The organism is Actinoplanes sp. CA-131856 (assembly GCF_050956135.1).
In the GTDB taxonomy this organism is placed as follows: domain Bacteria; phylum Actinomycetota; class Actinomycetes; order Mycobacteriales; family Micromonosporaceae; genus Actinoplanes.
In genome coordinates this window covers 1,737,324-1,751,656 of sequence record NZ_CP191849.1, presented here as the reverse complement: position 1 = coordinate 1,751,656, position 14,333 = coordinate 1,737,324, and the positions used below count along the sequence as shown (strand labels likewise).

Annotated in this window: 11 protein-coding genes, 1 tRNA gene and 1 pseudogene; 4 read left to right on the top strand and 9 right to left on the bottom strand. The window is 71.8% G+C overall.

The genetic code is table 11. The features are described from left to right. Nucleotides 1-86: 86 nt before the first annotated feature. A complete protein-coding gene (locus ACQP2X_RS08440; protein ID WP_498695524.1) occupies nt 87-380 on the bottom strand; it encodes a barstar family protein in 294 nt (97 codons plus the stop codon). A gap of 83 nt (nt 381-463) precedes the next feature. Between ACQP2X_RS08440 and ACQP2X_RS08435 the strand changes: the two genes are divergently transcribed. The 4 genes and pseudogenes from ACQP2X_RS08435 (at nt 464) to ACQP2X_RS08420 (ending at nt 2,942) form a co-directional block, all read left to right on the top strand. Beyond that, on the top strand, nt 464-973 hold the full coding sequence (locus ACQP2X_RS08435) for a DUF402 domain-containing protein (RefSeq protein WP_498695522.1): 510 nt from the start codon (nt 464-466) through the stop codon (nt 971-973). 10 nt (nt 974-983) lie between these two features. Next, nucleotides 984-1,484, top strand: a pseudogene (locus ACQP2X_RS08430) (MSMEG_1061 family FMN-dependent PPOX-type flavoprotein); the annotation flags it as partial. 29 nt (nt 1,485-1,513) lie between these two features. Further along, nucleotides 1,514-2,143, top strand: coding sequence for a maleylpyruvate isomerase family mycothiol-dependent enzyme (locus ACQP2X_RS08425; RefSeq protein WP_498695521.1), 630 nt, complete (start codon nt 1,514-1,516; stop codon nt 2,141-2,143). A 40-nt stretch (nt 2,144-2,183) separates the two neighbouring features. Further along, nucleotides 2,184-2,942 (top strand): hypothetical protein, encoded by a 759-nt coding sequence (locus tag ACQP2X_RS08420; RefSeq protein WP_498695519.1) that lies wholly within the window; start codon nt 2,184-2,186, stop codon nt 2,940-2,942. Between the two features lie 336 nt (nt 2,943-3,278). Here the strand turns inward: ACQP2X_RS08420 and ACQP2X_RS08415 are convergent, their stop codons facing one another. The 8 genes from ACQP2X_RS08415 to ACQP2X_RS08380 form a co-directional block, all read right to left on the bottom strand. Further along, nucleotides 3,279-4,226, bottom strand: a complete 948-nt coding sequence (locus ACQP2X_RS08415; protein ID WP_498695518.1) for a zinc metalloprotease — start codon at nt 4,224-4,226, stop codon at nt 3,279-3,281. Between the two features lie 10 nt (nt 4,227-4,236). Beyond that, on the bottom strand, nt 4,237-4,545 hold the full coding sequence (locus ACQP2X_RS08410; RefSeq protein ID WP_498695517.1) for a hypothetical protein: 309 nt from the start codon (nt 4,543-4,545) through the stop codon (nt 4,237-4,239). 94 nt (nt 4,546-4,639) lie between these two features. After that, entirely contained in the window at nt 4,640-4,960 is a 321-nt protein-coding gene (locus ACQP2X_RS08405) for a hypothetical protein (protein ID WP_498695515.1), read from the bottom strand. Nucleotides 4,961-5,317: 357 nt separating this feature from the next. Next, nucleotides 5,318-5,389: transfer RNA gene (locus tag ACQP2X_RS08400), tRNA-Val, on the bottom strand. 40 nt (nt 5,390-5,429) lie between these two features. Next, complete coding sequence (locus ACQP2X_RS08395) at nt 5,430-5,885, bottom strand: peroxiredoxin (protein WP_498695514.1); 456 nt, start codon at nt 5,883-5,885, stop codon at nt 5,430-5,432. Nucleotides 5,886-5,947: 62 nt separating this feature from the next. Further along, on the bottom strand, nt 5,948-6,379 hold the full coding sequence (locus ACQP2X_RS08390; protein ID WP_360923124.1) for a DUF3052 domain-containing protein: 432 nt from the start codon (nt 6,377-6,379) through the stop codon (nt 5,948-5,950). Between the two features lie 99 nt (nt 6,380-6,478). Beyond that, the gene (locus tag ACQP2X_RS08385; protein WP_498695513.1) at nt 6,479-8,731 is read right to left on the bottom strand and encodes a thiamine pyrophosphate-dependent enzyme; all 2,253 of its coding nucleotides are present in this window, start codon (nt 8,729-8,731) and stop codon (nt 6,479-6,481) included. Nucleotides 8,732-8,944: 213 nt separating this feature from the next. Next, nucleotides 8,945-14,194: a fibronectin type III domain-containing protein gene (locus ACQP2X_RS08380; protein WP_498695512.1), complete on the bottom strand. Its 5,250-nt coding sequence runs from the start codon at nt 14,192-14,194 to the stop codon at nt 8,945-8,947. Nucleotides 14,195-14,333 lie beyond the last annotated feature (139 nt).

Sequence of the window (14,333 nt, the reverse complement as noted above, 5' to 3'; positions counted from 1 at the left end):
CGCCCGCCGGTGGGTTCTCCCCGCCGGCACCCTCAGCAATCGGTGGCGGCGGTGGCCGGATGAGAAAGCGCTCGGGTGCGAGTCGGTTATTCGATGATCCGGAAGATCAGGCGCTCGTCCCACGGCTTGCGCTCGTCGGCGATCTCGACGGCCTCGAGGACGGCCAGGTAGGCCAGGAACGTGGCGCCACCCAGGGCCAGCCGGATGCTGTCGGCGTGGATCCAGGTGAGCTCGAGCGGGCGCGGATCGCCGGCGGCCAGGCGGTCGCGCAGGGCGGCGAGGTCGCGCCCGTAGAAAGGCCCGTAACCGAACGCCCCGGCCAGGCGGGCCTGCAGATCCGCCTCGTCGAGCACGAACCTGCCGTCGATGACGACCTTCACGGCCCTTGAAACGAATCACGGCGGCCGACCGGATCGGGGCGGCCGGGCATGTCCCCCGATGGTGATCGATGTAGCCTCGCCGGGTGGATGCGGTCGATCTGGTGCTGCGCAAGTTCGACGGGCGGCCGCACCGGCAGGTGACCGCGCGGCTGCTCGGCGAGGACGAGTTCGGCACGTGGCTGTCCACGCCGCGGGGCACCGTCGTCACCTATCACTACGGCCGCCGCCCGACCGGCGTGACACGGGTCGACGCCGTCCGGCTCATCCCGGCCGAGGGCTGGTGGATGGCGATGTTCCTGGCCGAGCCGGACCGGCGCGAGCTCTACTGCGACATCATCACGCCGGCCCGCTGGACCGGCCCGGCCGAGATCACCGTGATCGACCTCGACATCGACCTGGTCCGCTACCGCAAGGGCCGGCGGGTCGAGGTGGAGGACGAGGACGAGTTCGAGCAGCACCGCCGCGAGCTGGGCTATCCGCCGGAGATCGTGGCGGGCGCGCTGGCCGGGGCGGCGGATCTGCACGAGGCCCTCGTGCTCGACCGGGAGCCGTTCGCGTCGCACTACCGCAAATGGCTTGGGCCGCCTACCTAGAGTGGTCGGCATGCAGCGGATCACGACCCACGACGAGCTTCGCGACATCATCGGAACGCCGATCCCCCGCGTGGCGGCCAAGGTGCGGCCGACCCTGCACGACCTCGACCGCGAATGGCTCGCGGCGTCCCCGTTCTGCCTGGTGGCCACGTCGGACGGAGCCGGCGGCATCGACGTCTCCCCCAAAGGCGATCCGCCCGGTTTCGCCGTCGTGCTCGGCCCGGCGGCGATCGCGATCCCCGAGCGGCCCGGCAACCGGCGGGCCGACGGATTCCACAACATCATCGACAACCCGAACGTCGGCCTCATCTTCATGATCCCCGGCCGGAGCGACACCTTGAGGATCAACGGCCAGGCTTCCCTCGTACGCGATGACGAGCTCTTCGACCGCATGGTGGTGCACGGCCATCGGCCCGAGCTGGCCCTGCTCGTGGAGATCGAAGAGGTCTTCTACCACTGCTCCAAGGCGTTCCGGCGCTCCGCGCTGTGGGAACCGGCCACATGGTCACCGTCCGCGGCGGCGCTGGAGGAGCTCTACGGATGAGCTCCCTCCGCCAGGCCATCGCCGAACAGCGGCGCTCCACCGCCGACCTCCTCGAGTCGCTGACGCCGTCGCAGCTCGCGGTGCGCAGCCTCTGCGGCGAGTGGACGGTCCGCGAGGTGGCGGCCCACCTGCTGGCCGCGGTCGAGGCGCCGCGCGGCGCGACCCTGTCGGCCATGATGCGCTCGGGCTTCCGGCTGCACCGGGCCAACGCGCTGCTGGCCCAGTCGCTGGGCCGGCTGCCGGTCGAGGAGATCGCCGAGGGCCTGCGCCGCAACGCCGAGAACGACTTCAAGCCGCCGGTGGTCGGCTATCCCGGCCAGCTCACCGACCTGCTGGTGCACGGACAGGACATCCGGCGGCCGCTGGGCCTGCCGCACCGCCTGCCGCTGGACGCGCTGCGGATCGCCCTCGACTTCCTCACCACCGGCCGCCCGGTCGGCTTCACGAAGAAGGCGTGGCTGGCCGACTTGCGCTTCGAGGCGTCCGACCTGGACTGGAACTTCGGCGAGGGCCCGGCGGTGTCCGCACCGGCCGAGGCCCTGATGATGGCGATGACCGGCCGGCGAACCGTCGTGGGCGAGCTGGACGGTCCCGGGGTACGGCTGCTGGCGTCCCGCCTGGAGTGATCACCCGAAACTGTCAGGGGGTGGGTCTAACTTCGCGGCCATGAATGACACCGCGTTCCGAACCGCACCGATCACCCTCGACCGCCGCCTGGTGCTGGGCGGCACGGCCTATCAGGTGACCTCGTTCCCCGCCGAGGACGACCGCTTCGACCTGTGCGTCGTCAGCAGCGACCCCGAGGGCCACGTGGTGAGCGAGCTCAGCGCCGGCATCACACCGTCCGACCTGCCCGGCCTGACCGACGTCCTCACCTCCACCCTGGCCGGCCTGCTGGCCATGACCCAGCCGTCGTCCTCCTCGGCCCGCGACGCGCCACCGCCCGAGCGCCGCCACCCCAACCAGGGCACCCGCTGGACCCCGGACGACGACGACCGCCTCCTGACCCGCTACCGCGAGGGCGCCCGCCCCCGAGACTTGATGGCCGAGTTCGGCCGCAGCAACGGAGGCATCCGAGCCCGCCTGGAATACCTGGGCGAGCTGGCCCCGGGCGCCCGCTGGCACACCCGGGCCACGCCCTCCGCCTCAGCCGCGCAGTCCGGCACCCCCGCCACGTCCTTGGCCACCCCAGGCGCGCCCTCGGCCACCCCCGCCGCGCCCTCCGGCATCTCCGCTGCGTCCTTAGCCACCCCAGGTGCGCCCTCCGGCACCCCCGCCGCGCCTTCCGGCAACTCCGCGGCGTCCTTGGCCACCCCAGGTGCGCCCTCCGGCACCCCAGCCGCGCCCTCCGCCACCCCGGCCGCGCCCTTTGTCATCCCGAGCACGCCGTCCAACGGCGCGGTCAGTGGGGAGGCCGGCATGTAGCGGGGCCGTAGACGGGGCGCGCCACCCGCAACCTCACCCTCTACCTCGGGCGCGTCCTCTTGCCACCCCGAGCGCGTCGGGCGGCATCGCGGTCAGCCGGGAAGGCGGCATGAGACGGGGCCGCAGACCAGGCGCGCCACCCGCAACCTCACCCTCTACCTCGGGCGCGTCCTCTGCCACCCGAGCGCGTCGGGTGGCATCGCGGTCAGCGGGGAAGGCGGCATGTGACGGGGCCGCGGGCCGGGCGCGCCATTGCGCCCGGCCCTCCCCGACGGCCGCCGGTCGAGCGTGGCTGCCGTGCCGAGAGCGGCGGCCGGCTCGGCGGCCGGGGGTCCGTCACGCGGTTGGTGCGGTGCCCTTGAGGCTCTGGCGGGGGCCGGCCAGGCAGGCGTCGATGCGTTCGAGCTGGCCCTTGGTGAACATGAACATGGCGGCGTCGTCGACGTAGTCCATGTAGTTCATGAACATGTCGCCATTGGGGCCGTTGCCGCAGGTGATCCGGGGGAAGCGGGGGCGGCCCACGTTCTGGTCGGACTGGTTCGGGGTGTCGGCCACCAGGTCGGTGCCGCCGCAACCGGTGCCGTCGTCGCCGCCGATGTGGAAGAGGTTGAGCCAGTGGCCGATCTCGTGGGTGGCCGTGCGGCCCAGGTCGAACGGCTCCCGCGCCGTGCCGGTCTTGCCGAACCCGGTGTGGGTGATCACCACGCCGTCGGTCTCGGCCGGGCCGCCGGGGAACTGGGCGTAGCCGAGCAGGCCGGCGCTGAGCTGGCAGACCCACATGTTCAGGTACCTGTCGCTGGGCCAGGCGTCGGTGCCGCCGGTCGCGGCGAACTTGACCGTGTCGTTGCCGCCGAACGAGGTGCGGGTCGTCTGCCGCCGGGTCACGCCGTCGGTCGGGTTGCCCTGCGGGTCGACAGTGGCCAGGCGGAACTCGATCTTCAGGTCGGCCACCAGGCCCTGCCAGATCGGTGGCACGTCCTTGACGTCCGGGTTCACCGCCCGGAAGTCCTCGTTGAGGACCGCGATCTGGCTGTCGATCTGCTCCTTGGAGACGTTCTGCTCCTCGGTGCTGTAGACGACGTGGATCACGACCGGGATGGTGACGACCTCGGTGCGGTCGTCGCGCTTCTCGCCACTCGCGTACGCGAAGGCGAGGTTCTCTATGTCGGTGCGGGCCACGCGGTAACTGATGCTGTCGTTCAGCAGCCGTCGGTGGACGTCCTCGGTGGCGCAGCGGCGTCGTGCGGGAGCTTCGATGATCTCGTCGGAGTCCACTGAACTCATCTCCTGTCGGTCACTTGCGGATCTTCAGCACCTGCCCGTCGTGCGCCGTGATGTGCAGCAGGCGCGTGCCCGCGCCGGCCCGCACCCGTACCGCGTCCGCCTGCTCCGCCTCCCAGCTGCCCCGGCTCGGCGCCGACCGGTCGGCCGGTCCCGGGCCGTACTCGATGTAGCCGCCACCGGGCCGGAACTCGAGGCTCTCCCGGGGCGCCCGCCGCGGCGGGAACGGGAAATCCGCGGGCCGGTAGACGGCCTCCTCGTCGGTGTCCTCCTCGAAGGAGTGGTACCAGCGCTGAAAAAGATCAGGAGAGAGATCAGACATATGACCGCCCGCGCACGTTGGGTGGTGATGCGAAGGCCAGACTCCCAGCCCCGGATGGTTCCAAGACCCTTACGGTCCGTGATCCGACAAGCCGTCACTGACGGGTGAGCTGGGCGTCCAGCACCCGCAGCAGATCCCAGATCTCCGACCCGCTGACGTTGATGCCGTGATCGTGGCTCTCGGTGTCGGCCGCCGCCGCCCGATGGGCGAGCGAGTCGGCCACGAGCTGACACTCGGCCCCCGACAGCTCGACGGTGGTCACCCGGTCGTCAGGCAACGGCCGCAGATCGTCCCCGTACACACTCTCCCGAACCGAGTGCGCCGCGCGCCGATCAACGAGCAGGTCCCCTTCGACGCTCTCGTAGTCGTCCAGCACCTTCTCAACCAGAAGCCACCGCCGGACCGGCAGAATCACCGAGTACCGCCGCTCCCCGTCAAGCCCAAGCTCATGCCGAGCGTGCACAAATCCCCCAACCCCGGACACCATCAACCCAACCAGCACCGAGAGGAAAATTCGCCAGCCCACGTGAGGGGCAGGGCGCAGGCCCCATCCACCACCACCCACCCAGCCGCAGCCGGACGAACAGGGCGCAGGCCCCCTACACCACCACCCACCCAGCCGCAGCCGAGCGAACAGGGCGCAGGCCCCTACACCGCCACCCACCCAGCCGCAGCCGGACGGAACGTGGGGTCTCCGGGGCTCGGCCCCGGAGAAGATATGACGGGTCGGAGTGGTCCGCGCGTTCCGCGGACAGGGGGATCCTCCGACTCGTGGGCGCGGTAGGTTTCGAACCTACGACCCCTCGCTTGTAAGGCGAGTGCTCTCCCACTGAGCTACGCGCCCGGGTTGTGACCGGGAGCCGCCATCGTACCTTGACCGCGAATCAGCGATCGACCGCGGCCAGCCACGCTTTCACGTCGCGGGACTCGCCCGGGCCGATCATCTCGGAGAACTGGATGATGCCCTCGCGGTCGATGAGGAACGTGCCCCGGTTGGCCATGCCGCCCTCGGTGTGGAAGACGTCGTACGCCCGGGCCACCTCGCCGTGTGGCCAGAAGTCGGCCAGGAGCGGGAAGTCGAAACCCTCCTGGCCGGCCCAGACCTTGTGGCTGTAGACCGAGTCGACGCTGACGGCCAGCACCTGGACCGCCTCGTTCTGGAAGGCGTCCAGGTTGTCCCGCACGGCGGTCAGCTCGCCCCGGCACGTGCCGGTGAACGTGAAGGGGTAGAACACCAGCAGGACCGCCTTGCGACCGCGGAAGTCACGCAGGCGTACCACCTGGTTGTTCTGGTCCTTCAGGGAGAAGTCAGGCGCCTCGGCGCCGACGGGAAGCGGCATGGGCACAACCCTAGCTGGACCGGCGTCACGAGGACGCCGGTCGGCTCGGGAAGGGCAGTGAGCTACTTCTTCTTCGCACCCCTGGGTGAGACCAGGCGGGCCCCGGTCCAGTCCTTGCCGGCGTTCACCGTCGAGGTCTGCTGCAAGCCCGCCGTGGGGGCGGACTCGCTGATCTCGCTCGGCTCGACGTGGCCGTCACGGCCGGCCTTGGGGGTCAGCAGCCACACCACGCCGTTGTCGGCGAGGGGGCCCAGGGCGTCGGTCAGCAGTTCGAAGAGGTCTCCGTCGCCGTCGCGGTACCACAACAGCACCGCATCGACGACCTCGTCGGTGTCCTCGTCGACCAAATCGCCGACGCGTTCGGTCAGGGCGTCACGGAGGTCCTCGTCGACATCGTCGTCGTAGCCCATCTCCATGACCACCATGTTCGGCTCGAAGCCGAACCGGTCCGCCAGGCTGCGTACGCCGTCGGCCTGACCAGCGGTCGCGCTCACTGTCTAAGTCCTCCTAGCCAAGAAATCGGTGCGTGAACCTGGGGGTAGTCCACACACTTGCGCGCCCGGGCGCAAGTGGCGCACCGAGTGTGAGGCAATTTACCGTGCCAGCAGGGTGTGGGCACCCTGTGTGATGGCATCCTCCCCCACCAGCACCTGTTGCGCGGCCGGACCCAGCGGAATCAGCGAATCCGCCGACGCTATCCTCTTCGCCGAGCCTACGAAACCGCCGTCCACCAGGGCCGCGAGGACTCCCTCGCCGATTCCGCCGGATCGGCGTGCCTCGTCCACGATCAGCACCCGGCCGGTCGCGGCGGCCTCCCTCACCAGGTCGTTCACCGGCAGCGGGGAAATCCAGCGCAGGTCCACCACTCGGGATCCGTAGCCCTGCTCGGCGAGCCGGGCCGCGACCCGCAGTGACATGCGCAGCCCGTTGCCGTACGTGATGATGGTCAGATCGGCCGCGTTGCCGACCGGATAGGTGCGGGCGCGGCCGATCGGCACGTGCTCGGACGACCAGGCGTGCGGGCCCGCGTACGGCGCCAGCCATTCGCCGTCGCCCTGCTCGTGCAGGTCGCGGGTGTGGTAGAGCGCGATCGGCTCCAGGAAGACGCAGACGCTGCCGTCGGCCGCGGCCGAGGCCAGGCAGGAGCGCAGCATCGGGGCGGCGTCGCTCGCGCGGGCCGGCACGGCCAGCACCAGGCCGGGCACATCGCGGAGCACGGCGACCGAGTTGTCGTTGTGGAAGTGGCCGCCGAACGCCTGCTGATAGGCCAGCCCGGCCACCCGTACGACCATGGGGTTCTTATAAGCACCCGACGAGAAGAACGACATCGTGGCCGCTTCGCCGCGCAGCTGGTCCTCGGCGTTGTGCAGGTAGGCGAGATATTGGATCTCGGGGATCGGCAGCATGCCGTCGAGCCCGGCGCCGAGCGCGAGCCCGAGGATCGTCGTCTCGTCGAGCAGGGTGTCGAAGACCCGCTCGGCCCCGAAACGCTCCTGAAGGTGCTTGGTGACGCCGTAGACGCCGCCCTTGCGGCCCACGTCCTCCCCGAACACCAGGGCGCCGGGATCGCCCGCCAGCGCGTCGGTGAGGGCGGCGTTGACGGTCTGCGCGAGGGTCAGCGGGCCCGCGTTCTCGGGCAGCTTGCCGCCGAACACCTTGGAGCGGGCGGACGCGCCGGGGCCGAGGGCCCGCGAGGCCGCCTCGGTGATCGCGTGGGCCGAGCGCAGCGGCCGGCGCGGGGCGAGCGGCGCCACGATCTCGGCCACGGTGGTCATCTTCGGCTCGCCGATCACCTCCTCGGCCAGCTTGCGGACCTGCCAGCCCACCTCGTCATATCGGGTGATGGCCTCGTCGGGTGTCATGAGCCCGGCCGCGACGAGCATGCGGGCGGTGGCGACGAGCGGGTCGCGCTCGAGGTCGCGCTTGATGTCCGCGGCCGGGCGATAGCCCACCTCGGCGTCGGCGCCGGCGTGCCCCATGAGGCGCACCGTGGACAGGTGCAGGACCGCCGGCCGCCGCTCGCGGCGCACATAGCCGGCCGCCTCGGTCGCGGCGTCGTACGTGGCGGCCAGGTCGCAGCCGTCGGCCGCGGTGTAGCGCAGGCCGGGCCGTGAGCCGAGCATGGCGGCGACCCAGCCGTCCGGTGACGGCACGCTGATGCCCAGGCCGTTGTCCTCGCAGATCAACAGCAGGGGCAGGGGTACGCCGGTGCGCTCGAACCAGCCGGCGGAGTTCAGCGCGGCCGTGGCCGCCGCGTGGTTGACCGAGGCATCGCCGAAGGAGGCGGCCGCGATGGTGTCGCGCGAGGACCGGCCGAGCGAGAACGCCAGGCCGACGGCCCGGGGCAGATGCGAGGCGACCGTCGAGGTGGTCGGGACGATGTTCAGCTCGGCGCTGCCGAACACCTTGTGCCGGCCGCCGGCGATCGGCTCGCGGGCCGAGGCGACGACGCCGCGCAGCACGTCGCGGGCGGCGTCGGCCAGGCTCTTGGCCCGGGCGGTGAAGAACGCGGCGGAACGGTAGTGCAGCAGGGCCGGGTCGGTCGGCAGGAGCGCGGCCGCGACCGCCGCGTTCCCCTCGTGGCCGGACGACCCGATGGTGTAGAAGCCCTCGTTGAAGCTGCGCAGCCAGCGGGCCGCGAGGTCGAGATGGCGGCTGGCGAGCTGGGCGTCGAAGAGCTCGAGCGCGCGGGCGCCGGTGAGGGTGGAGCCGTCGCGGACGGGGTCGCCGGGCGCGCGACGGTCGCCGGGCAGCGGCAGGGCCGACACGGCGTCGCGGAAACGCTCGTCGAGGTTCTGCGGGGTGGTCACACGACCAGCATCGCGCAGGCGCGCGAGCCCTGCCATGCCGGAAACCGGTGGAGGGTCCACATCGGGCCCATGACGTGGGCTGACGTGGAGCGAATTTCGCCACGACGGCGGCCGGCCGGTGCTGTACTCGCCGGATGATCACGAGGTTGCTCCTGCTGGCCGCGCTGTGCCCGGCCGCGTTCCTGATCCTGGACCTGTACACGTGAGACGGGCCGGAGGGGATCCCTCCGGCCCGTCCGCCGAGCTGTCCTACGGGTTGACGGTCACGGTGAGCGTCTTGTAGCGCACCGTGCCGGCGGTGAACATGCCGGCCGCGACGATCGTGCGGCTGGTGCCGGTCGAGACCCCGGTGAGGGTCACCGACTGGGAGAACGCGCCGGTGGAGTCGGTCACCACCGTGCCCAGTCGCACCGCGTTCGGGTAGAAGCCCAGGGTGACCCCGGTGTGCGGCGCGAACCCGGTGCCGCTGATCGTCAGGACCTGCCCGGCCCGCAGCGGCGAGACCGCCGAGCTGGTCAGCAGGCCCGCCGAGACGGGCACCGTGCTCGGCAGCGCCGGCGCGGTCGCGGTCAGCGCCACGATCTCGCCGCCCGCGGGCGTGGCCGCGGCCGAGGTGACGCCGGTCTGCTGGCCGTTGGCCACCACCGAGACGGCGTACGAGCTGCCCGGGTTGAGCCCGGAGATCGTGCACGTGGTGGCCGTCGTGGTGCAGGTGAGCGAGGTGCTCCCGCTGGTGGCGGTGGCGGTGTAGTCCTTCAGCAGCTCGGCCGCGCTGGTCGGCGCCGTCCAGCTGACCGCGAAGCTCCGGGCCCCGACGACCACGCCCACGCCGGTCGGCGCGTTCGGCGCGACGCTCGGCACGACCGTCGCCGCCGCGCTGGGCGCCGAGTAGCCACTCGCGCCCCGGCCCAGGGCCACCACGGTGACCCGGTACGTCTGCGCGTTCTCCAGCCCGGCGATGGTGCAGGTCAACTGCGTCGTCGAGCAGCTGCGCGAGCTACCGGCCGCGTTGACCGCGGTGGCCGTGTAGCCGGCGACGCCGTCGCCCTGCACGGCCGGGGCGGCCCAGGTGACCTTGGTGCCGGCGTTGAGGCTGGCCGCCGTGACGTCGGCCGGCGCTCCCGGCGGGCCGGCCGTGGGCCGCACCCGCGCCGACTGGGCGCTGGCCGGCGACTCCAGGCCGGTGGCGGCGATGGCGACCACGGTGACCCGGTACGAGGTCAGGTTCTCCACGCCGGTGCTGATGACGCACTCGCGGACCGCGGCCAGCGTGGTGCAGGTGCCGTTGCCCGGTGTCGCGGCGACCCGGTAGGAGACGACCCGGTCGGCCGCGTACTGCGGCGCCGACCAGGAGACCGCGATCTGCCGGTCCCCGCCGACCACGTCGACGTTCTGCGGACGGCCGGGCGCGCCCGGCACGATCGCCTCGGAGAGCGGGCTGAACGCCGAGTCACCGGCCTGGCCGACCCCGTTCGCCTGCACCCGGAACCGGTAGGACCGGGCCGGGGTGAGGCTGGAGACCGTGCAGGAGGTGGTGTCGCCGGACATGATCGTGCAGACGTCCGAACCGTCGAGCTGCACGGTGTAGCCCTTGAGGCCGGCGCCGTCGTTGGGCTTGGTCCAGCTGACATTGACCTGGCTGGTGGAGGCGCCGGGAACGACGGTCGGCCGCTCCGGGACGTCCGGCACCCCGACCAGGATCGGGTCGGAGTACCCGGTCTCGACGAACCGGCCGCCGGTGCCGTTGGCCCGCACGTTGAAGCTGTACCGGTTGCCGCTGGTCAGGCCGGTGAAGATGCAGGTCCGGCTCTTGACCCCGACGTTGGTGCAGTTCTGCGGGGTGGTGACGATCGGGCTCGACTTCACGTCGTAGCCGAGGATCGGGCCGCCGTCGGCCGGCTCGGTCCAGGTGACGCGGACGGCGTTGGCCCCGCCAAGCTCGACCGTGGGCACGCCGGGCATGCCCGGTCCGCGCAGGTTGACCGGATCGCTCGGCTGGCTGTCGGCGGTCGCGCCGCCGTCGACGGTCGAGGTCACCACGAAGGTGTACGAATCGTCGACCGGCAGATCGAGGAAGTCGCAGGTGAGCTCGCTGTCGGCCGGAACGTTCAGGCAGCCGTCGATCGTCAGCGGGGTCTCCGGGGCGCTCTCGGCGTACGCGGTGACCGTGTAGCTCAGGATCGGGGTGGCCCCGCGCGGAGCCGGCCGCCAGTTCACCGTGACGGTGCCGGTCTGCGCGCCCTCGTCGACCGCGACGATCTCGGCCGTCGGCGCCCCGGTGGCGTTCGGCAGGTTCGGGACCACTGGCGGGTCGGTCACGTACGGCTGGGCCAGGCTGCCCAGGTCGTTGACCGCGGTGATGGAGAACGTGTAGTGCTTGTCCAGACTCAGGTCCTCGAACCCGCACCGCAGCTGCTGGGGCGGCGTGATCTGGCACGCGGACGGCTCGTTCCCGCCGTCGGCCGAGTCCGGCGTGACCGTCCACCGGTTCACGACCGAGCCGGGCGGCTGCGCCCAGTCGACCACAACGACGCCGGGCGTCAGGCTGATGCCGACCCGCACGTCGGTGGGCGCGAGCGGAAGACCGGGAACGATCGGGTCGGTAGCGGCCGAGTCGGTGCCGCCGGCCAGGTTCCACGCCTGGACCGTGAAGACGTACTGCTTGTCCTCGTCGAGGTCCGGCACGGCGCACTCCTGCTCGCCCGGGTCGGCCTCGCACACGACCGGCAGGGTGCCGTCGTCCGGTGACGTGGCCGTCACCTTGTAGCCCTCGGCCTCGCCCCCCGTGACCGGATCGACCCAGCTCACCAGCGCGTTGCCGGCGCCGGCGACGGTGTCCAGCTCCACCTCGGCGCCGGTGGGCGCGCCCGGTTTGTCGGCCACGATCGCCGTGGTGGCGATGGCGGCCGTGCTGTCGACCGCGTTCTTCGCGCTCACCGTGAAGGTGTAGTGCTTGGTCTTGCTCAGACCGGTGATCAGGCACTCGGTGGTGTTGACGCTGACGTCCGGGCAGCCGAACGTCTCGGCGCCGCTCTCGGTCGACGCGGAGGTCACCACGTAGCTCGACGGCGCGCCGCCGCCGGACGGCGCCGACCAGGTCACCTCGACCGCAGCCGGAGTGTCCTCGACCAGGGCGGCCTCGACGGTCTGGGGCGCTGTCGGCTTGTCGGGAACGACCGCCGTGGTCGCCCCCGAGGGGGTGCCCGTGCCGAGCGCGTTCCGGGCCTCGACCGTGAACTGGTACCGGCCGTTCAGGTCCAGGCCGAGCATGGTGCAGGCCAGTTCGGCCGCGTCGGCCGCGATAACGCACGCGTCGTTGCTGGGCGCCGTGGCGCCGTTCAGGTTGACGGCCCGCACCGTGTAGTCGATGGGGGTGCCGCCCGTCGGCGCCGTCCAGGACACCTTGATCCGGCCGGCCGTCGAGGCGACCAGTTCCGCCTTCACGTCGGCGGGCACGCCGGCCCCGGCCGGGATGATCGGGTCGCTCGGGTCGGAGGTGATCGTGTCCAGGCCGCCGACCGCGCTCACCGTGAAGGTGTACGAGACGGCCGGGTCCAGGCCGGTGATCGAGCAGACCGGGGTATCGAGATCGTCGGCACACGTCGGATCCAGGTCGCCGACGTCGCTGCCGGACGCCGGGATGACGTTCACGGTGTAGCTCGTGACGGCGCCGCCGCCGGCCGGCGGGTCCCAGGCCAGGTCCACCGCGCCGCTGCCGGCCAGGGTCACCTCGGGGGTGGACGGCTTGCCGGGAGCGCTGGCCACGATGGCGTTGCTGTCCACACCGGCCGAGTCACCGGCGGCGTTGGTGGCGGTCACCGTGAAGGTGTATTCGGTGTCCGGGTCCAGGTTGTCGATGTCGCACTCGGTCACACCGACGGCGAGGTCGGCGCAGCCGAAGCTTTCGGGACCGTCGTCCGACTTGGCCGTCACGTCGTAGGTGACGACCGTGCCGCCGGTGTTCGGCGGGTCCCAGGTCACCTTCACCTTGCCCTCGGCGTCGCCGAGGGCGGCGACCACGGTGCGCGGCAGGCCCGGCTTGGCCGGGACGATCCCGGCGCTGTCGCCGGAGGCCGTCGCCCCCAGGTCGCCGACCGCGGCCACCCGGAAGGTGTACTCGGTCGCCGGGTCGAGGCCGGTGATCTCACATGACGGGGTGGCGAGGTCGGCGCCGCAGTCGTCGGCCTTGACGCCGCCGCTCGGGGTGACCGTCACCGCGTAGCTGGTGAGCGTGCCACCATCCTGCGGCGCGTCCCACGTCAGCTTGACCTTGCCGTTGGCGTCGCCGAGCGTCACCACCGGCGTGGAGGGCTGACCCGGCAGCTCCGAGATGATCGGCGGGGTGCTCAGGCCCGAGGTCTGCTCGCCGGCGGCGTTCTTGGCAGTGACCGTGAACTGGTAGGACTTGGCATTGGCGAGGGTGTCGACCTCGCACTGGAACGTGCCGCCGGTCTCGGTGCAGACGGTCTCCGTCGACTGGTCGTCCGGCGAGAAGCTCTTCACGATGTACTGGGTGACGGTTCCGCCGTCGGCGGGCGCCTCCCAGTAGACGAACGCCTCGCCGGCCTCGTCGCCCAGTTCCACCGACGGCGGGTCGGGCTTGCCCGGATAGGCGGGGATGATCGCGTCCGAGGCGTCGCTCGCGGGCGAGGCGCCGCCGGCGTCGCCGGTCGCCGTCACCTTGAACGTGTAGCTCGTGGCCCCGGTGAGGCCGGTGACGTCACAGGTGGTGTCGTCGGCGTCGGCCGAGGTGCAGCTGCCGGACGGGGTGCCGGCCACCGAGTAACCGGTGATCGGCTGGCCGCCGGCCGGCTTGTCCCACGTGACCGTCACCGAGCTGTCGCTCAGCCGCTCCACGGTGGGCTTGGCCGGCTTGTGCGGCGGGCCGGCGACCTTGGCCGGCGAGGCCGCGCTCACCAGCGAGCTGCCGGTGGTGCCGGCGTCGGTCGTGACGCCGTTGGCCTGCACCCGGAACGAGTAGGACGTGTCCGAGGCCAGGCCCTCGAATTCGCAGGACGAGCTGGTCGACGCCACCAGGGTGGCGCAGGTGCCGGTCAGGGCGTCGGTGGTGTTGGCCGTGACCTTGTAGGAGGCGATGCCGGGGCCGGCGTCGCCCGGCGTCCACGACACCTGCATCTTGTTCGGGTTGTCCAGATAGGCCGCGGTGACCGCGGTCGGCGCGGCCGGCGGTCCGGGCTTCACCGGAGCGGCGGCCAGCCCGCTCGAACAATCGGTGCCGGGCGCGCCCGTACAGGCCGCGACGGTCACCGTGTAGGAGGTGAGAGCGGTGAGCCCGGTGATGGTGCAGTAGTTCTGCGATGTCGCGTCGCAGGACAGGCCACCGGGGCTGGCGGTCGCCCGATAGCCGCCCACCGTTCCCGGGTTCGGCGGCATGGTCCAGTTCACGAGGATGCTGCGGCGTCCCGGCGAGGCCGTCACGACGGTCGGGTCCGGCGGGGCGGCCGAAGCCGGCGCGGGGTTGGTCACGACCCCCGCCACGGATAGCAGCGCGCTCGCGATTGCGAGCGCCCACCTGGAGTTTCGCCGCCTTCGGCGCGGCCCTTCTGCTTGCACTGCCCTCACACCCCCGTGCTCGGTTCCGGCCACTGCTACCACCACAAGGTAGCTATTTCAGGGG

Coding starts and splice junctions, on each gene's coding strand:
- ACQP2X_RS08410 (WP_498695517.1), bottom strand. CDS start 4,545: ATGTCTGATCTCTCTCCTGATCTTTTTCAGCGCTGGTACCACTCCTTC.
- ACQP2X_RS08385 (WP_498695513.1), bottom strand. CDS start 8,731: ATGGCAGGGCTCGCGCGCCTGCGCGATGCTGGTCGTGTGACCACCCCG.
- ACQP2X_RS08420 (WP_498695519.1), top strand. CDS start 2,184: ATGAATGACACCGCGTTCCGAACCGCACCGATCACCCTCGACCGCCGC.
- ACQP2X_RS08425 (WP_498695521.1), top strand. CDS start 1,514: ATGAGCTCCCTCCGCCAGGCCATCGCCGAACAGCGGCGCTCCACCGCC.
- ACQP2X_RS08415 (WP_498695518.1), bottom strand. CDS start 4,226: ATGAGTTCAGTGGACTCCGACGAGATCATCGAAGCTCCCGCACGACGC.
- ACQP2X_RS08395 (WP_498695514.1), bottom strand. CDS start 5,885: ATGCCGCTTCCCGTCGGCGCCGAGGCGCCTGACTTCTCCCTGAAGGAC.